23 protein-coding genes and 1 pseudogene are annotated in these 24,745 nt (G+C 73.0%); 10 read left to right on the forward strand and 14 right to left on the reverse strand.

The features are described from left to right. Positions 1-7 precede the first annotated feature (7 nt). The gene (locus ABZ495_RS26235; RefSeq protein ID WP_359838387.1) at positions 8-895 is read right to left on the reverse strand and encodes an HAD family hydrolase; all 888 of its coding nucleotides are present in this window, start codon (positions 893-895) and stop codon (positions 8-10) included. A gap of 670 nt (positions 896-1,565) precedes the next feature. Here ABZ495_RS26235 and ABZ495_RS26240 point away from each other — a divergent pair. Then, positions 1,566-2,084: a hypothetical protein gene (locus ABZ495_RS26240; RefSeq protein ID WP_359809453.1), complete on the forward strand. Its 519-nt coding sequence runs from the start codon at positions 1,566-1,568 to the stop codon at positions 2,082-2,084. 356 nt (positions 2,085-2,440) lie between these two features. Here ABZ495_RS26240 and ABZ495_RS26245 read toward each other — a convergent pair whose 3' ends face one another. Both ABZ495_RS26245 and ABZ495_RS26250 read right to left on the reverse strand, forming a co-directional pair. Then, positions 2,441-3,019 (reverse strand): TetR/AcrR family transcriptional regulator, encoded by a 579-nt coding sequence (locus ABZ495_RS26245; RefSeq protein ID WP_359838389.1) that lies wholly within the window; start codon positions 3,017-3,019, stop codon positions 2,441-2,443. Positions 3,020-3,086: 67 nt separating this feature from the next. Continuing rightward, entirely contained in the window at positions 3,087-3,977 is an 891-nt protein-coding gene (locus tag ABZ495_RS26250; protein ID WP_359838391.1) for an SDR family NAD(P)-dependent oxidoreductase, read from the reverse strand. A 356-nt stretch (positions 3,978-4,333) separates the two neighbouring features. Here ABZ495_RS26250 and ABZ495_RS26255 point away from each other — a divergent pair, with 356 nt between their 5' ends. The 6 genes from ABZ495_RS26255 to ABZ495_RS26280 all read left to right on the forward strand — a co-directional run bounded on the left by ABZ495_RS26255 (position 4,334) and on the right by ABZ495_RS26280 (position 11,217). Continuing rightward, positions 4,334-4,951 carry a hypothetical protein gene (locus tag ABZ495_RS26255; RefSeq protein ID WP_359838393.1) on the forward strand — a complete coding sequence of 206 codons (618 nt, stop codon included), beginning with the start codon at positions 4,334-4,336 and terminating at the stop codon, positions 4,949-4,951. A 457-nt stretch (positions 4,952-5,408) separates the two neighbouring features. Then, positions 5,409-6,383 (forward strand): serine hydrolase, encoded by a 975-nt coding sequence (locus tag ABZ495_RS26260; protein ID WP_359838395.1) that lies wholly within the window; start codon positions 5,409-5,411, stop codon positions 6,381-6,383. 227 nt (positions 6,384-6,610) lie between these two features. Beyond that, positions 6,611-7,525: an endonuclease/exonuclease/phosphatase family protein gene (locus ABZ495_RS26265; RefSeq protein ID WP_359838397.1), complete on the forward strand. Its 915-nt coding sequence runs from the start codon at positions 6,611-6,613 to the stop codon at positions 7,523-7,525. 125 nt (positions 7,526-7,650) lie between these two features. Next, positions 7,651-8,421: a response regulator transcription factor gene (locus tag ABZ495_RS26270; protein WP_359809442.1), complete on the forward strand. Its 771-nt coding sequence runs from the start codon at positions 7,651-7,653 to the stop codon at positions 8,419-8,421. Positions 8,422-8,425: 4 nt separating this feature from the next. Further along, a complete protein-coding gene (locus ABZ495_RS26275; protein WP_359838399.1) occupies positions 8,426-9,691 on the forward strand; it encodes a HAMP domain-containing sensor histidine kinase in 1,266 nt (421 codons plus the stop codon). 452 nt (positions 9,692-10,143) lie between these two features. Then, positions 10,144-11,217 (forward strand): HEAT repeat domain-containing protein, encoded by a 1,074-nt coding sequence (locus ABZ495_RS26280; RefSeq protein ID WP_359809440.1) that lies wholly within the window; start codon positions 10,144-10,146, stop codon positions 11,215-11,217. Between the two features lie 121 nt (positions 11,218-11,338). Here ABZ495_RS26280 and ABZ495_RS26285 read toward each other — a convergent pair. Next, positions 11,339-11,647: pseudogene (locus ABZ495_RS26285) on the reverse strand (nitroreductase); the annotation flags it as partial. Positions 11,648-11,764: 117 nt separating this feature from the next. Here ABZ495_RS26285 and ABZ495_RS26290 point away from each other — a divergent pair. Together ABZ495_RS26290 and ABZ495_RS26295 are read left to right on the forward strand one after the other, a co-directional pair. Next, entirely contained in the window at positions 11,765-11,977 is a 213-nt protein-coding gene (locus tag ABZ495_RS26290; protein WP_359809479.1) for a DUF6199 family natural product biosynthesis protein, read from the forward strand. 673 nt (positions 11,978-12,650) lie between these two features. Beyond that, positions 12,651-13,844, forward strand: a complete 1,194-nt coding sequence (locus tag ABZ495_RS26295; protein WP_352294430.1) for a mechanosensitive ion channel family protein — start codon at positions 12,651-12,653, stop codon at positions 13,842-13,844. A 475-nt stretch (positions 13,845-14,319) separates the two neighbouring features. On the opposite strand, the gene ABZ495_RS26300 is transcribed toward ABZ495_RS26295, so the two are convergent. The 10 genes from ABZ495_RS26300 to ABZ495_RS26345 form a co-directional block, all read right to left on the reverse strand. Further along, on the reverse strand, positions 14,320-15,015 hold the full coding sequence (locus ABZ495_RS26300; RefSeq protein WP_329485073.1) for a FadR/GntR family transcriptional regulator: 696 nt from the start codon (positions 15,013-15,015) through the stop codon (positions 14,320-14,322). A 140-nt stretch (positions 15,016-15,155) separates the two neighbouring features. Next, the gene (locus ABZ495_RS26305; RefSeq protein WP_359838401.1) at positions 15,156-16,037 is read right to left on the reverse strand and encodes an amidohydrolase family protein; all 882 of its coding nucleotides are present in this window, start codon (positions 16,035-16,037) and stop codon (positions 15,156-15,158) included. After that, positions 16,034-16,345, reverse strand: a complete 312-nt coding sequence (locus tag ABZ495_RS26310; protein WP_359838403.1) for an L-rhamnose mutarotase — start codon at positions 16,343-16,345, stop codon at positions 16,034-16,036. Before ABZ495_RS26310 ends, ABZ495_RS26305 begins: the two co-directional genes overlap by 4 nt. Next, positions 16,342-16,998, reverse strand: coding sequence for an LUD domain-containing protein (locus ABZ495_RS26315; RefSeq protein ID WP_359809436.1), 657 nt, complete (start codon positions 16,996-16,998; stop codon positions 16,342-16,344). Before ABZ495_RS26315 ends, ABZ495_RS26310 begins: the two co-directional genes overlap by 4 nt. Continuing rightward, the gene (locus ABZ495_RS26320; RefSeq protein ID WP_359838405.1) at positions 16,995-18,446 is read right to left on the reverse strand and encodes a LutB/LldF family L-lactate oxidation iron-sulfur protein; all 1,452 of its coding nucleotides are present in this window, start codon (positions 18,444-18,446) and stop codon (positions 16,995-16,997) included. Before ABZ495_RS26320 ends, ABZ495_RS26315 begins: the two co-directional genes overlap by 4 nt. Beyond that, entirely contained in the window at positions 18,443-19,183 is a 741-nt protein-coding gene (locus ABZ495_RS26325) for a (Fe-S)-binding protein (protein ID WP_359809432.1), read from the reverse strand. The genes ABZ495_RS26320 and ABZ495_RS26325 overlap by 4 nt, the downstream gene beginning before the upstream one ends. Then, positions 19,183-20,181, reverse strand: coding sequence for an aldo/keto reductase (locus ABZ495_RS26330; RefSeq protein WP_359809430.1), 999 nt, complete (start codon positions 20,179-20,181; stop codon positions 19,183-19,185). Before ABZ495_RS26330 ends, ABZ495_RS26325 begins: the two co-directional genes overlap by 1 nt. Beyond that, a complete protein-coding gene (locus tag ABZ495_RS26335; RefSeq protein WP_359838407.1) occupies positions 20,178-20,939 on the reverse strand; it encodes an SDR family oxidoreductase in 762 nt (253 codons plus the stop codon). Before ABZ495_RS26335 ends, ABZ495_RS26330 begins: the two co-directional genes overlap by 4 nt. Then, complete coding sequence (locus tag ABZ495_RS26340; RefSeq protein WP_359838409.1) at positions 20,936-22,288, reverse strand: L-fuconate dehydratase; 1,353 nt, start codon at positions 22,286-22,288, stop codon at positions 20,936-20,938. The genes ABZ495_RS26335 and ABZ495_RS26340 overlap by 4 nt, the downstream gene beginning before the upstream one ends. Before the next feature lie 11 nt (positions 22,289-22,299). After that, entirely contained in the window at positions 22,300-23,151 is an 852-nt protein-coding gene (locus ABZ495_RS26345) for a fumarylacetoacetate hydrolase family protein (RefSeq protein WP_359809424.1), read from the reverse strand. 510 nt (positions 23,152-23,661) lie between these two features. Between ABZ495_RS26345 and ABZ495_RS26350 the strand changes: the two genes are divergently transcribed. Beyond that, positions 23,662-24,708 (forward strand): sugar ABC transporter substrate-binding protein, encoded by a 1,047-nt coding sequence (locus tag ABZ495_RS26350; RefSeq protein WP_352294446.1) that lies wholly within the window; start codon positions 23,662-23,664, stop codon positions 24,706-24,708. Positions 24,709-24,745 lie beyond the last annotated feature (37 nt).

The raw sequence follows: 24,745 nt of genomic DNA on the forward strand, positions 1-24,745 counted from the left end.
CTCCTGGTCAGAACAGGGTCGTCCAGTCGCTCTTCATGCTCACCACGGTCCAGCCGAGCCGCTCGGCCGTGGTGAGTGAGGCCTCGGCGCCCTTGGTGTAGGCGTACTCGCGCTGGTCGTCGTCGTGGCGGACGAGCAGTGCGAACGCGGCGCTGGTGAGCATCTCGATGTCGACGTCGGCGTTGCCGCCCGCGAAGGCGGGCAGCCGGCCGGTGTGGGCGAAGATGTGCTCGGGCTTGCCCGGCCCCAGGTCCAGGCCGCCCAGCAGCTCGGGGGAGCGGACGAGCCCGCCGCCGGTGTAGGTGTAGGCGGCCGCCGAGCCGATGACGTCCTCCTTGAGGATTCCCCACGTCTCCTCGGAGAACACGCGCATGAAGTCGCGGCCGCCGCCCGAGCAGACGAACACCCGGAACCCGCGTTCCCGCAGGAGGTCGAACAGCTCCAGCATCGGCCGGTAGACCAGCTCCACGTACGGGACACCGAATTGCGGGTCCCGCACCGTCCTGGTCCACTCCCGCACCCGCGCGTCGAACTCCTCGGGCGTCGTGCCCGCCCACGACCGGGCGAACGCCTCCAGCAGGGTCGCCACCGTCTCGGGTTCCTGCGTTGCCACGCCCTCGAAGAACGCCCGGTCCCGCTCGATCAGCGCCTTGTACGGCTGCCGCTCCGCGAGCGACGGGTCGGCCTTCGCCTCCTCCTCCCAGGCGCGGAACACGAAGTCGAACTGCGGTGGCAGCGGCTGCTCGACCCACAGCGTGCCGTCGTTGTCGAACGTGGCGATCCGGTCGGCCGGCTCGACGAACGCCGTCCCCGGGGTCGTCGCCTGGTGGACGTAGTCCAGGATCGCTCGCCTGGCCGGGCCCTCGCTCCAGCTCGCCAGCACCTGACCGGTCATGGGCCACTCCTCGGCTTGGCGGTCGCGTCGCCCTCGAACGGCGACTCGGGGGCGTCCATAAGGCCATGGTTACTCCGGACGGCACCGGGCGCCGCTCGGACAGGTGTCGTGTTCTCACCGCAGCTGTCGTCGTCTGCCCGGCCCGGCCCGGCCCGGCCCGGCCCGGCCCGGCATGGCGCGGGCCGGGCCGGCATGGCGCGGGCCGGGCCGGCGGGCAGGACTACAGGTCCCAGGCCCCGCACTGGGTCCTCGAGGTCGGCCGGGCGGGCAGCGCCGGCCTTCACGCCGGTCGGCATCCGCCGCACCATCGGGTGGCCGTCGGCATCGGCCTTGAGGTCGCGTACGCGCTGGCGGGCGGCCCGCTCGCGGGTGTCGGCCAGGACGAACAGCAGCCTCGGGAGGGCCGGGTAGTACTGCTGCCGGGCCGGAAGCACCAGCCGATCAGCTTGGAGGGGATGACCGCCCTGTCCCCGGAGGTTCGACGTGTGCTCGTCCGGGTGACCGCTTCGTCGTCCGGGTGTCTGAACCGCTGGTCGTGTGCGGAGCGTTGTCAGGTACGGGGCCGCTGAACGTGGCTCCGGACCATCGGTGGGGCGGGGAGGGGTACCGCGCCGCCATGAACTGTAGGCCCGGGAGCGGTCGGGAACGCTCCGGGGCGAGGAGGAACGCCATGACCATCCGCAGGACGTCCGAACGGCTCGTCGCACTCGCAATCGCCGCGACCGCCCTGGCCGGCGGCATCGGCCTCACCACCGCCACCAGCGCGTCGGCCGACGCCGTCGACCAGGAGTGGAAGTGCACGCGGAACCCGCGGGGATGGGACCACATGGACTGGCGCACCTGTCTGCTCCCCGGCGACTCGCTGGTCTCCGGAAACGGCGATCAGCGGCTCGTCTACCAGAACGACGGCAACCTCGTGCAGTACGACGAGGGCGGCCACGCGGTCTGGACCACCGGGACCGCCAACACCACGCCGGGCAGGGTCATCATGCAGTCGGACGGCAACCTCGTCGTCTACGACCGCTCCATGCGCGCCCTGTGGGCCTCCGGAACCGCTCTCGGCTGCAACCCGCCTGTCAACTGGCTGCGCCTGCAGAACGACGGGAACCTGGTCATCTATCGTCCCCACGGCGACGGTCCGTGGACCGCGGTCTGGTCCCGGCTGAACGGCCGCGTCGGCACCTGCTGACCCGACCCGGACGGGCCGGACACCGGACACCGGACACCGGGCGCCGGCGGCGGGGGCCGCCGGCGCCCGCCGCCTGATGTCCGCTGTCGGGCTGTCTGCCTCCTGGTCCTGGCGGCGCGGTCTGTGGTGGCTGCTGCTTACCTGTGTCTCGGCCCCTGACGTGTCGCGGGGTGCGACGCGAGACTGCGTGTTGCACCCCTGAACCGGGCCTCTACTTCTGCTGGATGGCTGACAGGCCGTGTTGAGGCGGGTGCGTGGTGCGTTGCACCCTTGTCGGCGGTCACGGAGTTCCCCGCCTTCGACCGTTTCCGCGCGTCACGGTACTGATCATCCCGGTCGGTGCGCGGGCGGTGTTCTCACGCGTGCTGTGGCGTGGCGTGCAGTCCTTCGAGGAGCGTGGCCAGGTAGCGGTGGGCGGTGTCGATCCGGGCGGCGGGTTCTCCGCCGTGGACGTTGACGGCGTGGGCGATGCCGCACATGAGCGGGACGAGATCGGTGGCGGCCAGGTCAGGTCGGACCGCTCCGGCATCGCGAGCCCGGTCGAGGAGTGCGGTGCCGACCGACCGGAGCGTCTCCTTGAGTTCCGTGGTGCGCGGCAGGGTGTCGGTGGCTGCCGCGGTGACCGGGGCGAGGGACGCGTCGGTGACCTGCGCTTCGACGGTGCGGAACAGGAAACCTTCGAGGGCGTGCCAGGGGTCGGTGCCGGCCAGAGCCTGCCGGCCGTGGTCGGCCAGGGCTTCCAGGCAGGGAGCGGCGACGGTCTCCAGTAGCGCCTCGGGGGTGGCGAAGTGCCGGTAGACGGTGCCGACTCCGAGTCCGGCGCGGCCGGCGACGTCGTTCAGCTGCAAGGGTGTGCCCTGGTCGACCAGTGCACGGGCGACCGCGACGATCCGGTCCCAGTTGCGTGCCGCGTCCTTGCGCAGGGGCATCGTCATGGGGGACATGCTAACCGGATTCTCCATCCGGATGGCGCCGCCGACAGCACCCGCACCGCCTGGCGGGTCAGGCGGCGGTGAGGGGTGCGTACCGTTCACTGAGCCGGCGCACGTCCTGGGCGATGCGGGGGTCGGTGGCTGCGCGCAGCGGCGTCACCGGGCGCGCCTGGGCCCCGATGACGAGACCGGTCCGGCCCGCGAGGGCTTCGTCGGTGGCGGCGATGATCGAGGACCGGGCGGCCACGGACGCCGGGCCCGAGGTGGAGCGGTCGAACTTGCGGCGCACCAGTGGCCACAGCAGTCGCAGGGCCGGTGAGACGATCTTCGGGTCGGTCATGGTGCCGTTGGTCATGTCGGTCGCGGCGCCTCCCGGGTCGGCGGCGAAGACGGAGGTGGCCGTGCCCTTCAGTCGGTTCGCCAGGTCGAGCGTGTAGGCGAGGTTGGCGAGCTTGGCGCGGCCGTACCAGTGGAAGCCGTAGTAGCCGCCGGGCGGCTCGACGGCGTCGAAGGCCTTCTTCGCGAGCCCGACCGCGCCCGAGGTCACGTTCACGATCCTGCTCGGCGCCCCGACTGTCAGCGTGGGCAGCAGCAGTTCCGTCAGCAGGTACGGCGAGAGGTGGTTGACGAGGAACGACGCTTCGATGCCGTCCAGGGTCCGTCGCTGCGGGAACATCGCCCCGACGTTGTTGACCAGCACGGTCAGCGGGTCGCCGGAGGCGGCGTGCTCGGCGGCGATCCGGTCGGCGAGCGCGCGCACCTGGTCGAGCGAGCCGAGGTCGGCGGCCAGGAACCGTCCGGGATGTGCCGGGTTCGTCGCGTTGATTCGGCCGACCGCCCGGGCGCCGCGGTCGGCGTCGCGTCCGACCACGGTGACCGAGAACCCGGCGTCGGCCAGTCCCAGGGCCGTCTCCAGCCCGATGCCGGCCGTCCCCGCTGTGACCACAGCTGTCTTCGCCATGTGCCCCTCCACTCCGATATCCGGAGAGTTCATCCGCTTGCTGGGACGGTAGCATAGAAACGGATGAACTATCCGATTAGAGTTGTCGGGCGGCGGACAGGCGATGCCGGGCGCCATGAAGCCGCGCCGATCCGAGCACGCCGGACGGCCCGGGCGCCCATCGGCCACGGCCCCGGGCACCTGGGGAATCGCATCACCCTGGCCTGGGGAATCACGTGACCGTCGACACCTCCCCGGCCGGCATCGCAGGAGCGGCGGGCCGGCGAGGCGCTGGCGGCCAGTCCCCGAACCGCGGCCGAGGGTTGACGCTCACGCAGGGCACCGTCGTGACGAGAGCAGAGGGAGTACCAGGGGGAGTGCCGCGGACGACAGAGCGCCTGCCGCACGATCCGTACCTCGACGCCGTGATCCGAGCGGTCCGCGAGGCCGGCGACGACACCGGCCCGCACCGCTCCACCGACTACGCCACCGACGACGGAGAGGCGATGCTGCGAGAGGCGTTCATCGACCTGGGCGAGGACGACCAGGACGACGAGGACGAGCCCGTACGAACGGCGCTCGGCCGGCGCCAGATCACCGGCTGGCTCGGCATCGACTACGACGGTCACGGCCGCCACGACGGCCACGGCCCGCCACGGCCGCCACGAGCACGCCGACGAGGCCTTCGCCGACGACGGCGCGCTGCCGGCCCCGCCGCCGTCGCCGACTTCGTCCGTGCCTGGTTCAACGGGCCCCCGGGTGTCGCGACACCCGGGGGCCGACGGCACCACGCCATCCGATGGCCCGCTGCCCGCCCCGCTCGCCACCGCCCTGGGGAACGGCGACGTCACCGCGGAACTCGCCCGCCGGCTCGCTACCTACGGGTCAGCGGCCTGACCACCCGGCTGAGCGGCGGGCCGACGCACCCCCACCTCGCCGCCTGCCCCGGCCGCCCGGCCCGGCGCGAGTCGGGAGTTCGTGACGCCGGGCCGTGAGACTACCCGCGATTCCCCCGGTGGCAGGGCGGTACCAAGGGCCGGTGTCACGAAAGGGCGATCGGCGTAGGTGCGCTGTCAGGTGATCGGCCCGGCGGGGCACCGCCTGGGGGCACCCCCCGCCGGAGTCCGGCCCGGCGGGTCGGGCTGTCCGGCTTTGCAGGGCTCCTGCCCGGTCTGGGGCGCCGGTGGTCCGGTACATGGTTGATACACGACTGCGTGATGGCGGAAGCCGCGCTACGACCGGGCCGAAGCGCCGGTCGCGGAGTCTGTGGGGACACCCGGTGGCCACGGCCCCGGGACCTTGTCCCTCTGGCTCCGGGAGGCCGTTGTCGTGTCAGTTCCCACACCATCCGAAGACCGAGACCGAGACCGAGACCGGAACAGTGACCGGGACCGGGAGCGGCGTTCCTCGCCCGGTCGGCCTGCCCCGGTCCGTCGTGGGGCGCTGTGGGCCTTGGCCGTTGTCCTGCTCGCCGGGGCCGGTGCCGGTGGTGGCGCGCTGGCTGCCCGGCAGGGCGGCGACGCGGCCGTCGGCAACGGCAACCGGGCCGGCGGGACGCTGGTGCTGCCGGCACCGGAGGCGATCGCGGCGCTGGGCCTGCCCTGGCCGCAGGAAGGGCAGTCGGCCGTCGCGGCGGCGAAGGTCGGTGTGCTCGGCGTCAGAGGGCCGCAGCAGCCGGTGCCGATCGCGAGTGTCACCAAGGTGATGACGGCGTACGTCGTTCTCAGGGACCACCCGCTCCAGGACGGCGAGGACGGGCCGACGATCACGGTCGACGCGCGGGCCGCCGAGGAGGCGGAGGCGACGGACGAGTCCACCGCCCCCGTCACCGCCGGGCAGCGCCTGACCCAGCGCAAGTTGCTGGAGGTGATGCTGTTGCCCTCCGCCAACAACGTGGCCCGGCTGCTGGCCCGGTGGGACGCGGGCAGTGAGGACGCGTTCGTTGCCCGGATGAACGCGCAGGCGGCCCGGCTGGGGATGACCGGTACCACCTACACCGGGGCCAGCGGACTTGAGGCCACGACCGTGTCCACCGCCGCCGACCAGCTCAAACTGGCTCGCGAGGCGATGAAGGACCCGGCGCTGCGGGCCACGGTGGCCCTGCGCGACACCACGCTCCCGGGCCGCGCCGCACCGCTGCGCAACACCAACAGGCTGCTCGACCTGCCCGGGGTGGTGGGCCTCAAGACCGGTTCGACCACCTCGGCGGGCGGGAATCTGATGTGGGCGCTGGAGGTCGCTGACGGCACGGACGGCTCGGGGCGCCGGCTCGTCTACGGCGTGGTGCTCGGCCAGCGTGCCGGTACCACTCCCGCCGACGGCCTGCGGGCCGCCCTGGAGCGCAGCGGGCGGCTCGTCGACGCCCTGCGGCAGAAGCTGCCCGGTGTCCTGCCGGCTCTCGACGGCGGTCGGCAGGAGTGGGCATGAGCGCGCGCACCGGAACGGCCGCGACGACACCCCCGCCCCTGGACAGCGCCACGTCGGCCCGCGGGCCCGGCGACGATTGCGGGCACGGGCCCCGCGGTCGGACGGTCCGCCACCACGTCCCTCTCCACCACGTCCTTCGCGACCGCGTCCTTCGCCGCCCGACGCGCCCGACGCGCCCGACGCGCCCGGCACGTCCGACGCGCTCGCCGCGTCCGGCCCATCGTCCTGTGGGGCGGCGCGGACGGCTGATCGCGGGGGCCGCCGCCGTGCTCGCCGCCGTGATGGTCCTGGGCCCCTGGCTGCCGGGCGGCCCGCTCAACCTGGTCAGCCTCTGGCAGACCGTGCTGCCCTGGTCAGGCCTGGGCATCGCGCTGCTTCTCCTCCTAGCGGCACTACGGCGCTCGGCCCTCGCAGCGGTGGCCGTCCTGCTGCCCGCTCTCGTCTGGAGCGTTCTGTTCGCACCGGCCCTGGTCGACAAGCGGGCGGGCGGCGGGGACTTCACCGTTGTCAGCCACAACGTGAACGAGGACAACCCCGATCCACGCCGAACGGCACGCGCCTTGGCCGGCTCCGGAGCCGACGTCGTGGCGGTGGAGGAACTGGCGGGCCGGGCGCAGGAGACCTACCGGCGCGAGCTGGCCGCCACCTACGCCCACTCCGAGGTGCACGGCGGCATCGCACTGTGGAGCAAGTACCCGCTCCAGGACGTGGAGCCGGTGGAGATCATGCCCTGGACCCGGGCTCTGCGCGCCACCGTCCTCACTCCCAAGGGCCCCCTCGCCCTCTACACGGCGCACCTCGCCTCGGTCCGGGTACGCCCGGACGCCGGATTCACCACCGCAGCCCGCAACGAAGCGGCGGCCAAGCTCGCCGCGGCCGTACACAGCGAGCCGCTCACGAGGATCGTCGTCGTGGGCGACCTCAACGGCTCCTTCGACGACTCCGCGCTGCACCCGCTCACCGGGCCGCTGCGCTCGGCCCAGCAGGAAGCCGGCGACGGCTTCGGCTTCACCTGGCCCGCGCCGTTCCCGGTGGTGCGCATCGACCAGATCCTGGTGAAGGGCGTCACCGCGCGCTCCGCGTGGACCCTGCCGGACACCGGCAGCGACCACCTCCCCGTCGCGGCGTGCCTGAAGCTGTGACCACCCCGGCCACCCGCCACCGCCCCCGGCGGCGCGCTCCCCCCCGGCGGTCCCCGGCGACGGGGACCGGCCCCGGACGTGCTGGAATGATGACCCGACCCCCAGGCGACGACACCGGAGAGCTCTTGTCCGCCACCCGAGTACCCGATGCGGTCCACGTGCTCCTCGTCGAGGACGACGCGGTCATCCGCCGCTCGGTCCAGCTGGCCCTGGAACGCTACGGCTACCGGGTCGACGTCACCGGCGACGGCCTGGACGGCCTGGACGCCGTGCGGGCCGGCGCACACGACGTCCTGATCCTGGACGTCATGCTGCCCGGCCTCGACGGCATCAGCCTGTGCCGGCGCGTGCGCGAGGAGACCCTCACCCCCGTCCTGATGATGTCCGCCCGCGGCGACGCCCTCGACGTCGTGGCCGGCCTGGAGGCCGGGGCCGACGATTACGTGGTCAAGCCCGTGGACGTCCCCGTCCTCGTCGCCCGCATCCGCTCCCTGCTGCGCCGCGCCACGTTCCACCAGCGCCCGGCCGCGGAGCCCGTTCGGCAGGAGCCGATCGCGCCGGGCGGGCCGGGCAGCCGCCACCGGGACCTCCCCGCGGAGGACGTGCCGGACCTGCTCACCTTCGGCGCCCTGACCATCGACCCGCGCGGCCTGGACGTCCGTCTGGACGGGCGTGCCGTTGCCCTCACGCCCACCGAACTGCGCCTGCTGCTGGTCTTCGCGGAGAGTCCCGGCACGGTCCTGGACCGCCGCCGCCTGCTGCGCGAGGTGTGGGACTACGGCTGGGAGGGCGACACCCGGGTGGTCGACCTGTGCGTGGTACGGCTGCGCAAGAAGATCGGCGCCGAGCGGATCGAGACCGTCCGGGGTTTCGGCTACAAACTCCTGCGGAGCTGACGCGATGACCGCACCACGCACCGGCCCGCGCCCCCTGGACCCGCGTTCCCTGCGCTGGAAGATCACCGCCCTGGTCGTGCTCGCCTGCGCCGCGGTCGCGGTGGTGATCGGCGTGCTCGTCCACCGGGCGACCGCGGAGCGCGGCGAGCGGACCGGGCGCGACCAGGCGATCGCGCGACTGGACGCCGCCGAGCAGGAGCTCTCCCGCACCGGCCGCCGTCCCGACAACGCCTCCCTCGAACCCCGGGCCGGCCTGCCCCGGCCGCTGGCCCAGGCCCTCGAAGGCCCGAAGGCTCCGGGGGAGTACACCCTGTGGTACGACGTCAAAGCACCGAACTGGTACTGGATGTGGGCAGCCGTCCCGGTCGGCGACGGCCAGGTGCTCACCGTGCGGAGCGACATGAGCGCCACCGTGCGCAGCCTCCAGCTGCTGGACCGCAGCATCGTCAAGGCCGCCCTCGCCGCCCTGGCCGTTGTCGTCCCCCTCACCGTGCTGGCGGCGGAGCGGATGAACCGGCGCCTGCGCCACGGGTCCCGGACCGCCCGCCGGATCGCGGACGGCGACCTCGACGCCCGGATCGGCCGCCGGGGCCGCGCCCGGGACGAGATCACCGAGATGTCCACGGCCGTGGACGAGATGGCCGGGGCACTCCAGGGCCGGCTCGCCGCGGAGAAGCGCTTCACCGCCGACGTCGCCCACGAACTGCGTACCCCGCTGATGGGCCTGGTCACGGCTGCCGGTCTGCTGCCCGAGGACGACGAGGCCGCCGGCCTGGTCCGCACACAGGTCCGCGCCCTGCGCGCCCTGGTCGAGGACCTGCTGGAGGTCTCCCGCCTCGACGCCGGCGCCGAGAGCGCCCGACTCGACGAGGTCCCCCTGGGCGATCTCGTCGCCGAGGTGAGTGGGAGGGACGACGGCGATGTCCGCCTCCGGCTGACGAGGCCCGCCACCGTCCGCACCGACCCGCGCCGCGTGGAGCGGATCCTCACCAACCTTCTCGCCAACGCCCGCCGGCACGGCACCGCCCCCGTCGAGGTCACCGTCACCGGCAGCCGGATCACCGTACGCGATCACGGACCGGGCTTCCCCGACGCCCTCCTCGCCGACGGGCCGCAGCGCTTCCGCACCGGGGCCGCCGAACGTGGCCAAGGGCACGGCCTCGGCCTCACCATCGCCACCGGGCAGGCGGTCGTCCTCAACGCCCGGCTGACCTTCGCGAACGCCCCCGACGGCGGAGCCCTCGCCACCCTCGACCTCCCCGCCCCCTGACCCCTGGCGCCCTCCGGACTCGCCCGGCAACCCCTGTGCCGACGTCTGCCGGCGAGCCCACGGGAGGGCCGGGTCTGTGATGTCGGTTGGCCGCCTGCCCTCGCTTCCGGAGGGCACGCCTGCCGATCCCTCACTCGCCGCACCTCGGCCCCGCCCGCGTCCAGGGTGAGTAGAAACCAAGGGGAGCAGGGTGACGCAGGCGGACGTGGGCGCGGGGCGCGTCACCGACACGGCGACCGCCGCCGGCACCCCGCTCCTCCTCACCGCCCGCCGCACCCGTCGCCGATACCGATCCACCGACCGTGACAACCCTCACGCGCCGGCCGGCGCACCGTGTGCCGGCCGGCGCCTCCTGCCGAAGCGGGCGGCCGGGGTGGCGGTGTGGGTCCTGACAGACCCTTCGGTGAAGAAATCCGGTGCCCGGCACCGGGCCGTCGGGCCAGAATGCGGACATGGACAACGTGGTGGGGCCGGCGGGACGGTTGGTGGCGGCGGCGCGATTGGCGCGGGACTCGGAGGCCGACCGCGACGAGCACGCTTACTGGGCGCTGGTCCTGGAGGCGGCGCAGGAGGAGAACGGGGAGACCGCGTTGCGCTGCGGGTCGGGGCTGCTGGGGTCGGCCGATGCCCTGGAGCGGAAGGTGGGCTGCGATCTGCTGGGAAACGCGGCCGACACGCACGAGTCCGTGCGGAGCGAGGCGGCGACCGCGTTGATGGCGCTGGCCGAGGCGGAGACGGAGACCCGCGTGCTGTCGTCCCTCGCCTGCGGCCTGGGCCGGACGCGGGACCGGCGCGCCGTTCCCGTGCTGGTCAGGCTCTCCCGGCACGAGGACGCCGACCTGCGGTGTCTGGTCGCCTCGGAATTCACCTTCGTCAACAGCGGACTGCCCGACGGGCCAGATGTCCAGGCGCTGATCCGGCTCATGCGGGACCATGACCCCGACGTCCGCAACTGGGCGGCCTTCACGTTGGGATTTCAACTGGAGCAGGACACGACCGCCATCAGGGACGCCCTGTGGAGGTGCGCCACCGACGAGTGCGGCGAGGTCCGGGAGGAGGGCGCGCGTGGGCTCGCCAGACGGCACGACCCCCGGGCCGTCCCGCTGATCGCGGGACTGCTGGAATGCGACGGCTGGTCCCACTCCTTCACCCTCGACGCGGCGGAGATCCTGGGCGTTCCCGCACTCCTGCCGGCTCTGGCCGGCTGCGAGCCCGACTCGCCCGAGACCGACCGGGCCGTCGCGGCCTGCGACCCGGTGCGGCGGGCCCGGATGGAGGACGACGCCTGGACGGTCGTGACGGAGCTGGAGCGGCTGCGCCCCGGCATCGGCGCGGCGCTCAGCTCACCGCGCTACGAGTCGGTGCACCGGATGCGACTGACCCTGCGAGCGACCCACCGGGAGGGGGCCGACGCGGACTACGACGTGGCACCGCTTCTCACCCGCGCCGGCGGGGACCCGGTGCGGGCGGCCGGGCTGGTGGTGGCCGACCTCACCGGTTCCGGCGGGGAGCGGACCGCGAACTGACGGGCCTCCCGCGTGCCCGGCCCCGGATCCGGCACGTCGTCGACCAGCTCCGCGACGAACCGGGACACCTCCCCAAGCCCTCCGCACCAGCGGTCCGGACCGGGACGCCCCGGTCACCGCGCTACCGCGGCAACGCCCAAGGGGCGGAACGCAGATCGCCGGCGCTGCCGGGCGCGAGGCTCCGGCGGTGGCCGGCGGCCCCGCCGACCGCGATCATGGAGACCATTGCCCATCCCGGGTCCGGGCGCAGTTCCTCGGTCAGGCCCTCCGGGTCGAAGGCCCTGAACTGGCGGGCGGCCAGTCCCAGGGCCTGGGCCTGGATGGTCAGGTGCGCGACGGCCTGGCCGAGGTCGTAGTCCGCGAACTCGGAGTAGAGCAGCTGCGTGTCGTCGACGTGGCGGCGCGTCAACGTCACGATCAGCAGCCCGGCGGGTGGTGGCGCACTGCGGGTTGCAGACCCTGTTTCATGCGAGGCACCGAGGGCAGCCGCTGGATGAGCGGGTGTCAGATGAGAGGAACGCCCGCGGTGGCCAGACGAGGAGGACGGATGTTCATCATTGTGGCGTGCGCGGTGTTCGCGATGGGGCTTCTTCAGGCACTGCGGCCACAGCTCCTGTGGGGGGTGAACCGGCGGCTCCAGCGGGGGTGGGTGAAGGACCCTGATGCCGGTGAGCCCACGCGAAGGGGTTACCTGATGCAGCGTGTGGTCGGGATCGCGTTCCTCGCCATTGCCGTATGGATGCTGGTCTCCCACCTGTGACGACGAAGCGCAACACCGTCGAGCCTGCGATCAACAGCTTGCTGCGGGCCCGCCGCGACCTGGTCGGCGCGCGTGGAGGAACTGCTGCGGGTGAACCTCTCCATCGGTGACGCCCCTTCCCCGGCTCGGACTCTCGGACGTGCGGCTCGGGAGGTCGGCGTCAGACGGGAGGAGTTGGTCCTGGTGCTTGCCGAGGACGCGAACTGACCACAGGAGACACCACCATGAGCAGCCGGCTGCTCGCCGCGCCCGCGGGGATGGCTCCGCGGCGGCGGCCGCACACCGGCACGCACGCCCCGGGGGCGCAGCACCGCCGCGGAGCGGCGGGCGGGTCATCCCCGGCGGGCCGAGCGCTCGAGCTGGCGGCGGCGTAGCGACCTTCCGCCGACCGTTCCCCATGGCGCGGGGGAGCCCGCGGGCCCGACCGGCGCTCGGTTCTGGTGATCGTCGGCCGTTCGTCGGGCGGGCAGGGTGCGGTCGACCGGCTGCACGGCGGGCTGCTCGTAGCGGCGGCCTGCCCATGGGGCAGGATGGCAGTCCGTTCGGAATGCGTACATCCGCTCCGACGCGGCTATGAACAGAACAATCTGACAGGCAACAAGGTGACGACACAACACATACAGCGGCCGGCTACGGCCCGTTCCCTCCCTCCCCACGCTGTGGAAGCGGCGCGGTGACCCGGGACCTGGTCCTGCACGACTGGGTGGTGGCCGGCATCACGCTGGCCTCCGGCTGCACGGCCGGTCTCCTGCTGCGGGCCCTGATGAAATGGCTGGGCAAACACGCGACCAGGACCAAATGGAGCGGTGACGACGTCATCGTCGACGCGCTGCGCACCATCGTTCCCTGGGCAGCCGTGCTCGCCGGGGTCGCGGTGGCCGCTTCGGCGCTTCCGCTCACCGCGCGGACCGGGGGACTGGTCGATCAGTCGCTGATGGCCGTGTTCATCGTCATCGCGACGCTCAGCGCGGCCCGGGTGGTGGCCGGGCTGGTGCAGTCCGTGGCCGCCTCCCGAACGGGTGTCGCGGCATCCGCGTCCATCTTCGTCAACATCACCCGGATCGTGGTGTTGTCGATGGGCGTCCTCGTGGCGCTGGAGACCCTCGGGGTGTCGATCGCCCCGCTGGTCACCGCCCTCGGCGTGGGCGGTCTCGCGGTCGCGCTGGCGTTGCAGGACACCCTCGCCAACCTCTTCGCGGGTGTGCACATCCTCGCTTCCAAGACGGTCCAGCCGGGTGACTACATCCGGCTCACCAGCGGGGAGGAGGGGTACGTCGTCGACATCAACTGGCGCAACAGCGTGGTGCGCAACCTGTCGAACAACCTGGTGATCATCCCCAACGGCCGTCTGGCGCGGACGAACATGACGAACTACTCCCAGCCCGAGCAGAAGCTGTCGATCCTGGTCCAGGTCGGGGTCGGATACGACAGCGACCTGGAGCACGTGGAGAGAGTCACCCTCGACGTCGTCGACAGTGTGATGGCTGACATCAGCGGCGGCGTGCCCGACCACGAGGCCGCCGTGCGCTTCCACACCTTCGCGGACTCAAGGATCAACTTCACGGTGATCCTGGGTGTCGGCGAGTTCAGCGACCAGTACCGGATCAAGCACGAGTTCATCAAGCGCCTGCACCAGCGGTACCGGACGGAAGGCATCTCGATCCCCGCGCCTACGCGGACGGTCTCGCTCCAGCAGGACGGGACGGGCGCCCCGTCCTACCTCCCCCCGGTGCCGCACCAGCGGGACCCGTCACGTGGCGACGGCGGCCTCCTCCGGCTTGAGGGGGTGCAGGAGGACGTGGACTCGCTCGTCGCCGATCCGGTGGTGCGGCGCCCGGTGCTCGGCCGTGAGGTGCTCGACCAGTAGGTCCTCCACCCCGGAGTCCGCGGCGAGGACCGTACGGGTCGGCAGCGCCCACTCGCCCCGTCGGTCCTACCCTCGGCTGCTCCTGGTGTCCTGCTCTTTGAGGTCGGGCGTCGGCTGGTCCGCGGTGAGGGTCCGGTCGGTCACCGGCACCGCCCTCCGAGCTGGACGGTCGGGCTGGCCGTCAGGTAGGCCAAGCGGCCGGCCAGGATGGGTTCATGAACGGCGCCACCGGCAGCGCCGCCCTCGACGGACGCGCCCTGATCCCCGAGCCGCTCGACTCCACCCCGATCCGGAGGAACCCGCGCAAGGGCGATCCGTTCACCACTGGGAGCGGAACGACGCCAGGCACTCAGCCGGCAGCCGTGACAGGCCCGTGGCGGACGGCTCTGTTCGCAGGACGGACACGCCTGTCGCACGGACCCGCGCGGGGCGGCCGGCGGATCGGCGGACAGGAGGATCGGCGGCCGGGCGGCCGTCAGCCGAGCGCGGACCCGGGGGCGCCGAGGATGTTGCGTAGCCACTGCTCGACGCCGGCCACGTGGATCGTGGCCCAGGCGTGCGCGACGTCGGGGCGACGGCCGGCGATGGCGTCGAAGATGGCGCGGTGCTGCTCGCGGGTCCGGGCGACGGCGCCCTCCTCGGTGAGGCCGCGCCAGGTCCGGGCCCGCGCGGTCGGGCCGGACAGCCCGTCGATGAGCGAGCAGAGCACGGAGTTGCCCGAGCCTGCCGCGATCCGGCGGTGGAACTCGACGTCGTTGTCGATCAGCTCCTCCAGCGCCGAGTCGTCGCGCAGGCCTTCCAGCACCTCGCCCAGGGCGGTGATGTCCTGCTCGGACATCACCCGGGCGGCCATGGCCGCGGCGGCGGGCTCCAGGATGCGGCGGACCTCCAGGAAGTCCAGCACCGTGTCGTCCTGGTGGAAGTCGAGGACGAAGCCGAGCGCGTCCAGCAGCAAGTGCGGCTCAAGGCTGGTCACGTACGTGCCGTCGCCCTGGCGCACGTCCAACACCCTGATCAGCGAGAGCGCCTTGACCGCCTCGCGCAGGGAGTTGCGTGACAGGCCGAGCCGCTCGGCGAGGTCGGCCTCCTTGGGCAGCCGCGCGCCCGGCCGCAGCTCACCGCTGACGATCATGGCCTTGATCTTCTCGATCGCCTCGTCGGTGACGGGCACGGTGTCGCCTCCCTGGTCCTGATCGTCACAGCATAGTCACCCCGCCCCTCCCGGCCCGGGGCCCGTCGGCCGCGGCAGGGCGCCACCTGCGGCCGGTGTCACGGGCGGCCGGTGTCACGGGCGGCGGCGCGGGCCCCGGTTCAGGTGGCGGCGACGCCGGGAACGGGTACGTCGAGGCCGTAGACCAGGACCGCGTTGCGCCGGAACACCGCGTCCCGCTCGCCCGGGCTCAGCCCGGCCACGAGCTGCTCGGCGGTCCGCACGACGTCGGAGTAGCCGGCCCGAAGGGTGCACACCGGCCAGTCGGAACCGAAGAGCAGCCGCCGCGGGCCGAAGGCGTCGAGGACGGTGTCGGCGTACGGCCCGAGGTGCTCGCTCCCCCAGCGGCCGGGCGCGGCCTCGGTGACCAGGCCGGACAGCTTGCACACGGTGTTGGGCAGGGCGGCCAGACGGCGCACGTGCCCCGCCCAGGGTTCGAGCGCCCCGGTGGCGATCGGCGGCTTGCCCAGGTGGTCGAGGACGAACGTCAGACCGGGCAGCCGGGCGGCCGCGGCGGTGGCGGCGGGCAGCTGGTGAGGCCTGACGACCAGGTCGTAGGCGAGGCCCGCCCCGGCGACCGCGCGGAGCCCGCGGTGCACGTCGGGCCGCAGCAGCCAGCCCGGGTCGGGCTCCTCCTGGACCTGGTGCCGGATGCCCACCAGTCGGTCGCCGCCGGGTCCTTCACGCAGGGCGGCGAGCGCGTCGGCGACGTCGGGGGCGGTGAGGTCGGTCCAGCCGACGACGCCGGCGACCAGGCCGCCGCCGGCGGCGAGGGCCAGCAGCTCGGAGGTCTCCCCGGGGACGCAGACGGTCTGGACGACGACGGTGGCGCTCACACCGGCGGCGCGGGCCCGCGGAGCCAGGTCCTCGACGTGGAAGGAGCGGGCGAGCGGGGCGAGGGCCGCACCGGTGATCCAGGGCTGGGGCCTCGCCGCGAGGTCCCAGAGGTGGTGGTGCGCGTCGACGGTCCCGGGGGCGGTCACAGCTCCCACACCGCCCGGAGCCCGGCCGCGGCACCGCCCTCGCCGTAGTCGTGCGCGACGTCGAGGAGTTCGCCCATCCGCGCCTGCCAGGCGACGTTGACCGGAAGGCGCTCCAGTTCGCCGAGCAGCCGGGCGTAGTCCTCGCATTCGAGCAGGTGGAACAGCTCGCAGCCGCTGCGCCAGATGGTCCAGGAGTTGACGCCGGCGGCGCGGATGGCGGCGGTGAGTTCGGCGGGCACCGCGCGGTGGGCGGCCTCGTACTCCTCGATCCGGTCCGCGCGGACGCGGGTGTGCAGGGCGATCCTCATGACGGCTCCGGGTCCGGTCGGGTGGGGTCGACGATGATGACGTGCAGGGTGCGGGGGCCGTGCACGCCCTCGACCCGGTCGAGTTCGATGTCGCTGGTGGCGGACGGGCCCGAGACGAAGGTCAGCGGGAGCGTCGGATCGAGGCGGGCGAGGGCCTCGGGGACGTCGTCGGCGATCTGGCCGGCCCGGATGACGCACAGGTGGTAGTCGGGGATCAGGGTGAGCGCACGGCGGCCCTGGCCGGGGCCGGTGTCCAGGACGACGGTCCCGGTGACGGCGATGCCGGCGGCGGCGAGGGTGACGGCGCCGTCCAGGGCGTCCAGCTCGGGAACGTCCAGCGGTTCCGGGTGCCACTGCCAGTCGCCGGGCGGCAGCAGCTCGACGGGGAAGCCGTCGGGTAGCGCCAGACGGACGGCGGCGCGGGCGGTGAGGGCGGCGGCGATGGCGGCCGGCAGGCCCGCCCGGTCGGTGCGGGTGACGGTGGCGCGGTAGTCGGCGACCCGCTCGGCGAACAGGGCGACGACGTCCTCGCCCGGTTCGGTGTGGCGGCGGCGGTAGGCCCGGGGCACCGGGACATCGTCCGGGTCCTCGCCGGCGGGGACGTCGGCGAGGGCGGCCCGGATGCGGCCGAGGACTGCTTCACGGCTGCTCATCGTTCGCCTTCCCGGTTCTTGCGCCACCAGGTCCGGAAGGACTCGGCCGGGGGCACGGGGGTGTCGCGGCTGTCGGACCAGCCGCGCAGCGGGCCCGGCAGCCGGCCGATGCGGCCGTCGCGGGCGAGGGCCCGGCCACCGAGGGCGGCGGCCTTCTGGGCGGCGCCGAGCAGTCGTGGGGAGTCGAGGACGGCGGCGGCCGCCCTCATGGCCGGCGCCTCCGCACCGCCTGTCCCGCTCTCGACGACCTCGGCCCGCAGGTGGACGAGCACCTCCGGGATGTCGATCTTCACGGGGCAGGCGTCGTAGCAGGCCCCGCAGAGGGTGGAGGCGAACGGCAGGCTCGCGGCGTTCTCGACGCCGACGAGCTGGGGGGTGAGGACGGCACCGATCGGGCCCGGGTAGACGGAGCCGTAGGCGTGGCCGCCGGTGCGCTCGAAGACCGGGCAGACGTTGAGGCAGGCGGAGCAGCGGATGCACGCCAGGGCCTGCCGTCCGACCCGGTCGGCGAGGGTGTCGGTGCGGCCGTTGTCGAGCAGGACCAGGTGGAAGGTCCGCGGGCCGTCGCCGTCGGTGGTGCCGGTCCAGGTGGAGGTGTAGGGGTTCATCCGCTCGCCGGTGGAGGAGCGCGGCAGCAGCTGCAGGAAGACCTCCAGGTCGGACCAGGTGGGGACGACCTTTTCGAGGCCCATGACGGTGATCAGCGTCTCGGGGAGGGTCAGGCACATCCGGCCGTTGCCCTCGGACTCCACGACGACGACCGTACCGGTGTCGGCGACGGCGAAGTTGGCCCCCGAGACGGCCACCTTGGCGGTGAGGAACCTGCTCCGCAGATGGCGGCGGGCCGCCGCCGCGAGGTCCGCCGGTTCGTCGGTCAGGCCCTCGGGAGCGGGCCGCCCCCAGTGGCGCATCTCGGCGGCGAACAGGTCGCGGATCTCGGTGCGGTTCCGGTGGATCGCGGGGACGAGGATGTGCGAGGGCCGGTCGTCGCCGAGTTGGACGATCAGCTCGGCCAGGTCGGTCTCGTAGGCGGTGATGCCGGCTTCGGCCAGGTGTTCGTTCAGTCCGATCTCCTGGGTGGCCATCGACTTCACCTTCACCACCTCGCGCTCGCCGGTCGCGAGCACCAGTTCGGTGACGATGCGGTTGGCCTCGGCCGCGTCGGCGGCCCAGTGCACGATGCCGCCCGCCGCGGTGACGGATGCCTCCAACTGCACCAGGTAGCGGTCCAGGTGCCGCGAGGTGCGCCTCTTGATCGCGGCGCCGGCGTCCCGCAGCTGCTCCCAGTCGTCGAGTTCGGAGGCGACCGCGAGCCGCTTGTCGCGGATGGTGGCGGTGGCGCGCCTGAGGTTGGCGCGCAGTTGGGTGTCCTTCAGCGCCCCGCGGGCGGCGTCGGGGAAGGAGGGGGCGCCCAGCCAGACGACGCCGCGGTCACGGTGGTCGCTCACGGCGCGGCTCCTTCGGTGGCGGCGAGGATCTCGGCCAGGTGCATGGTGCGCACGGCGGCGCGCCGGCGGGACAGTCCGCCCCCGATGTGCATCAGACAGGAGTTGTCGGCGGCGCACAGCACCTCGGCCCCGCTGTCGAGCACCGCGTCGCCCTTGTCGGCGAGCATCGCTGCCGAGGTGTCGGCGTTCTTGACGGCGAAGGTGCCGCCGAAGCCGCAGCACGAGTCGGCCGCGGGGAGGTCGACCAGGTCGAGGTCCTCGACCTCGCGCAGCAGGCGCGAGGGGCGGTCCCCGAGCCGGAGGCCGCGCAGCGAGTGACAGGTGGGGTGGTAGGCGACCCGGTGCGGGAAGCGGGCCCCGACGTCCGTGACGCCCAGGACGTCGGTGAGCAGCTCGGTGAACTCGTGCACCCGGGGCACCAGGTCCTCGACCTGCCGCTGGAGGCCGGGGTTCCCGTACTCCCGGGCCAGCAGGGGGTGGTGGTCGCGGACCATGCCGGCGCAGGAGGCGGAGGGGGTGACCACGGCGTCGTAGTCGGCGAAGGCCCGGGCGAAGCGGGCCACCAGCGGTACGGCCTCGGGGCGGTAGCCGGTGTTGAAGTGCAGCTGCCCGCAGCAGGTCTGGTCCCGCGGGAACTCGACGGTGTGCCCGAGGCGTTCGAGGACGGTCAGCACGGCCCGGCCGGTGCCGGGGTACAGGGTGTCGTTGAAGCAGGTGATGAACAGGGCGATGCGCATCAGCTCTCCCGCGCCGGGGTGGGGACGTCCGCCGGCAGTAGACCACGCTCCTTGAGGTCCGCCCAGAGCGCCGCCGGAACCGGGTGGTCGAGCAGCGCGGCGGCGTCCCGGACCTCCTCGGCGCTGCGGGTGCCGACCAGCACGCTCGCGACGGCCGGGTGCCCGAACGGGAACCGCAGGGCGGCGGCGCGCAGCGGTACGCCGTGCTCCGCGCAGACGGCCTTGAGCGCGGTGGCGCGGGCGAGCAGCTCGGCGGGGGCCGCGGTGTAGTCGAAGGTCGCGCCGGGGCGCGGGTCGGCGAGCAGGCCCGAGTTGAAGACGCCACCGACGACGACGCCGACGCCGCGCCGGTGGGCCAGCGGCAGCAGTTCGGCCAGTCCGCGCTGGTCGAGCAGACTGTAGCGGCCGGCCAGCAGGACGACGTCGAGGTCCGTCTCGCGGGTGAACCGGGCCAGCATCTCGGCCTGGTTCATACCGACCCCGATCGCCCCGAGGAGGCCTTCGGCGCGCAGGCGTTCCAGCTCGGGGTAGGCCTCGGCGAGCGCCTGCTCGGCGTGGTCGTCGGGGTCGTGCAGGTAGGCGACGTCGATCCGGTCCAGGCCGAGGCGTCGGAGGCTGTCCTCGATGGAACGGCGCACGCCGCCGGCGCTGAAGTCCCAGACGCGGCGGTGGGTGGCGGGGACGGCGAAGCCGTCGGCCAGGTCGTCGCCCCCACCGGCGGGGGTCGGCTCCAGCAGCCGGCCGACCTTCGTGGACAGCGTGTACTCGCCCCGGGGCAGGGTGCGCAGCACGGCGCCGAGCCGGCGCTCGGACAGGCCCAGACCGTAGTGCGGGGCGGTGTCGAAGTACCGTACGCCGCACTCCCAGGCGGCGGTGACGGCCTGTTCCGCGCGGTCGTCGCCGACCGCGGTGAACAGGTTGCCGATTCCGGCGGCGCCGAAGCCGAGCTCGGTGACCTGGACCGGCGTGCGGCCGAGGGGGCGGCGGCGCGGCTTCACGGGCGGGGCTCCGGTCGCAGCCGCAGGCCGGCCATGCCGCCGTCGACCGCCAGGGCCGTGCCGGTGACGCTCGCGGCCGCCGGGGAGGCGAGGTAGGCGATGGCGGCGGCCACCTCCTCGGCGGCCACCAGACGTCCGGTCGGCTGACGGCCGTTCAGCGCGAGGCGTTCGGCGGCCGGGTCGTCGGCGGCGCCCAGCAGTCGCGCGACCCACGGGGTGTCGACGGTACCGGGGTTGACGCAGTTGACCCGGATGCCCTCGCGGACGTGGTCGGCGGCCATCGCGAGGGTGAGCGAGAGGACGGCGCCCTTGCTCGCCGAGTAGAGCGCGCGCCGCGGAAGGCCGGCGGTGGCGGCGATGGAGCAGGTGTTGACCACGGAGGCGTGCAGCGAGCGGCGCAGGTGGGGCAGGGCGGCGCGGGTGGTGCGGACGATGCCGAGCACGTTGACGTCCAGGACGCGGTGCCACTGCTCGTCGGGGTTGTCCTCCAGCGTCCCGACCGCGCCGACGCCTGCGTTGTTGACCAGGATGTCGATCCCGCCGAGCGCCCGGGCCGCCGCCTGGACGGCCGAGCGCACCGAGCGGTCGTCGGCGACGTCGGCGGTGAAGCCGCGCAGCGGGGGGCGGGCGTCGGTCGGGTCGAGGTCCAGGACGGCGACGTCCGCTCCGCGCTCGCCGAGCAGTCGGGCGGTGGCCAGGCCGATGCCGGAGGCTCCGCCGGTGACCAGGGCGGTGAGCCCGTTGAGGTCGGTGGTCATGCCCGGCCCCCCTGCGCCGCCGGCTCCGACGGTTCCGACGCTTCCGCGGCCCAGAACGCGCCGCCCGGGTAGGTGTAGGTGTCGATGGTGGCCCGGTGCATCGTCGCGGAGAACCCGGGCGTGGTGGGGGCCCGGTAGCGACCGTTCTCGATCACCACCGGATCGAGGAAGTGCTGGTGGAGGTGGTCGACGAACTCGATGACCCGGTCCTCGTCCGTGCCGGACAGCGCGACGTAGTCGAACATCGACAGGTGCTGGACGAGTTCGCACAGTCCGACGCCGCCGGCGTGCGGGCAGACCGGGACCCCGAACTTGGCGGCGAGCAGCAGGATGGCGAGGTTCTCGTTGACGCCGGCCACCCGGGCGGAGTCCAGCTGGAGGACGTCGATGGCGCCGGACTGGAGCAGCTGCTTGAAGATGATCCGGTTCTGCACGTGCTCACCGGTGGCGACCTTGATCGGGTGGACCCCCCGCCGGATGGCGGCGTGGCCGAGCACGTCGTCCGGACTGGTGGGCTCCTCGATCCAGTACGGGTCGAACTCGCCCAGGGCGTTGGTCCATTCGATCGCCTCGTCGACGTTCCAGCGCTGGTTGGCGTCGATCGCCATCCGGATGTCCGGCCCGACCGCCTCGCGGGCGGCGCGGCAGCGGCGGGTGTCGTCCGCCAGGTCGGCGCCGACCTTCAGTTTGATCTGGGTGAAGCCGTCGGCGACCGCCTGCTTGGCGAGGCGGGTGAGCTTCTCGTCGCTGTAGCCGAGCCAGCCGGGCGAGGTGGTGTAGGCGGGGTAGCCGCGGCGCAGCAGCTCGGTGGCCCGCGCCGGTGCGCCGCGCTTGCCGTTGCGCAGGAGTTCCAGCGCCTCGTCGGGAGTCAGCGCGTCCGTGAGGTAGCGGAAGTCGATCTGAGAGACCAGCCACGCCGGGTCCGCGTCGGCCAGTAGCTGCCACAGCGGCTTGCCCTCGCGCTTGGCGGCGAGGTCCCACACGGCGTTGACGACGGCGCCGACGGCCATGTGCATCACGCCCTTCTCGGGGCCGAGCCAGCGCAGTTGGCTGTCACCGATCAGGTCGCGGTACAGCGAGCCGGGGTCCGCGCACAGCTCGGTGACGGGGCGTCCGACGACGTGTTCGCGCAGCGCGTCGATCGCGGCGACCTGGACGTCGTTGCCGCGCCCGATGGTGAAGGCGAAGCCGTGGCCCTCGTGGCCGTCCGCGCCGGTGCGCAGGACGACGTAGGCGGCGGAGTAGTCGGGGTCGGGATTCATGGCGTCGGACCCGTCGAGTTCCCGCGAGGTGGGGAAGCGGATGTCGTAGGTGTCGACGGCGGTGATCCGCGCTGTGGTTGCGGACAACTCGGTGCCTTTCACGCGTGGGAGAAGGTCTGGCGCTGCGTGCCGAGGCCGTCGATGCCGAGTTCGACCGTGTCGCCGGCGCGCAGGTAGGGGGTGCCGGGCAGGCCCAGCGCGACGCCGGCCGGGGTGCCGGTGTTGATGACGTCGCCGGGCCGCAGGACCATGTACTGGCTCAGGTACCAGACCAGGTAGGGCACGTCGAAGACCATGTCCTTGGTGTCGCCGTCCTGCCGCACCTCGCCGTTGACGGCCAGGCGCAGGCCGAGCGCCCGCACGTCGCCGACCTCGTCCGGGGTGACCAGCCACGGACCCAGTGGATTGAACGTCTCGCAGGACTTCCCGAGGTCCCACTGGGCGGAGTAGTCGAGTTGGAACTCCCGCTCGGAGACGTCGTTGCTGATCGCGTAACCGGCGATGTGGTCCGCCGCGTCGGCCGGGCTCGCCAGGTAACGGGCCTCCCGGCCGATGACGACCGCGAGTTCGACCTCCCAGTCGGTCCTGGTCGAGCCCCGGGGGATCAGCACCCGGTCGTAGGGGCCGACCACGGTGGAGGCGTCCTTCAGGAAGACCACCGGACGGTCCGGGACGGCCGCCCCGGTCTCCTTGGCGTGATCGCGGTAGTTGAGGCCGATGCAGACGACCTTGCCGGGGCGGGCGACGGGGGCGCCGGTCCGCAGGCCGGCCGGGTCGAGGGGCGTCAGCTCCCCGGCGGCCAGGGCCGCCCGGGCGCGGTCGATCCCGCCCGAGGCGAGGAACGCCCCGTCGATGTCACCGGTCAGGGCCGAGAGCGCGAACACCCGCCCGTCCTCGCCCAGGACCGCCGGAACCTCTTTCCCCGCCGGCCCGATCCGCAGGAACCTCATGCTGTCTCTCCCAGGTCACTCCGGAGGCCGTGGCTCTCCACGGGCCGATACATCGGATGAATCAGTGATGCCAAGACGATACGGAGCGACCTCGCATATCGCAAGAAGTCCTCCGATGTCTTCCTGGCGACACCGGGTGAGGTCCCGTCAGAAGCTTGCAAACCTCGCAGCTCAGAGCCGATATGACGGTGCGTCGTGACACATCCGGGAAACTCGGATGTCACGGTTGTGAATCATCCGAGGTTTCCTCTTGTCAGTCAGCTGTCAGGCTCATAAGGTCCTCCGTATCACAAGGCATCCCATGACTACGGGACGCGCGCTCCGGTGTCGTCTGCCGCCCCGATCGCCGCGACCAGGAACCGGCTCCCCTTCCGGACCAGGGCCGGAGAAGGCGGCCGGCTTCCCCTCCCGCCTCGCCTCACCGGGACGGGCTTCGCACCCCTCCCGCCGCGCCGGTTCCCCTCACCCCCGTGGAGGACCCGGCCAATCCCAGCCAAGGAGATCTGCACCATGAAGTTCCGCTCCTCCGGAACCGCGGCCACGCTCGCCGCCGTCGTCGTCCTGGCGGGGTTCGCCACTGCCTGCAACCGCGGTAGCGCCTCGGACTCCTCCGCCGGCGGCAAGCCGGCGATCGGCGTCGACCTGCCGCGCGCGGACTCCGACTTCTGGAACTCCTACGCGCAGTACGTCAAGCAGGACGCCTCCGCCCAGGGCCTGAACACCCTGCCGGTGAGCAACTCCCAGAACGACGTCACCAAGCTGGTCGCCAACGTCCAGGTGTTCCAGAACACCGGCGCCAAGGCCGTGGTGATGGCACCTCAGGACACCGGTGCGATCGCCTCCACCCTGGAACAGCTGTCCGCCCGGAAGATCCCGGTGATCAGCGTCGACACCCGCCCCGACAAGGGGAACGTCTACATGGTGGTGCGCGCCGACAACAAGGCGTACGGCACCAAGGCCTGCGAGTTCCTCGGCAAGCAGCTCGACGGCAAGGGCAAGGTCGCCGAACTCCAGGGCGCCCTGAGCTCCATCAACGGACGCGACCGCTCCGAGGCGTTCGCCGCCTGCATGAAGGAGAAGTTCCCCGGCATCGAGGTCATCGAGCTGGCCACCGACTGGAAGGGTGACGTCGCCTCCGCGAAGCTCCAGTCCACCCTGGCCGCCCATCCGGACCTGGGCGGCGTCTACCTCCAGGCCGGCGGCGTGTTCCTGCAGCCGACGCTGGCCCTGCTGCAGCAGAAGGGCCTGCTCAAGCCCGTCGGCCAGCCCGGTCACATCGCGATCGTCTCCAATGACGGCATCCCGCAGGAGTTCGACGCGATCCGCAAGGGCGACATCGACGCGACGGTCTCCCAGCCGGCCGACCTCTACGCCAAGTACGCCCTGCACTACGCGCAGGCCTCGGCCGAGGGCAAGACCTTCCAGCCCGGTCCCACCGACCACCAGTCCACCATCATCCAGCTGCCCAACGGCCTGGAGGACCAGCTCCCCGCCCCGCTGGTCACCAAGGAGAACGTCGACGACCAGAGCCTCTGGGGCAACAACGTCGGCAAGTAGTCCCCGCCCCCGGTGAACGGCGGTGCCGGCCGAGCCT

Origin of the sequence: Kitasatospora sp. NPDC005748 (assembly GCF_040630735.1) — a bacterium.
Classification (GTDB): Bacteria; Actinomycetota; Actinomycetes; order Streptomycetales; family Streptomycetaceae; genus Kitasatospora.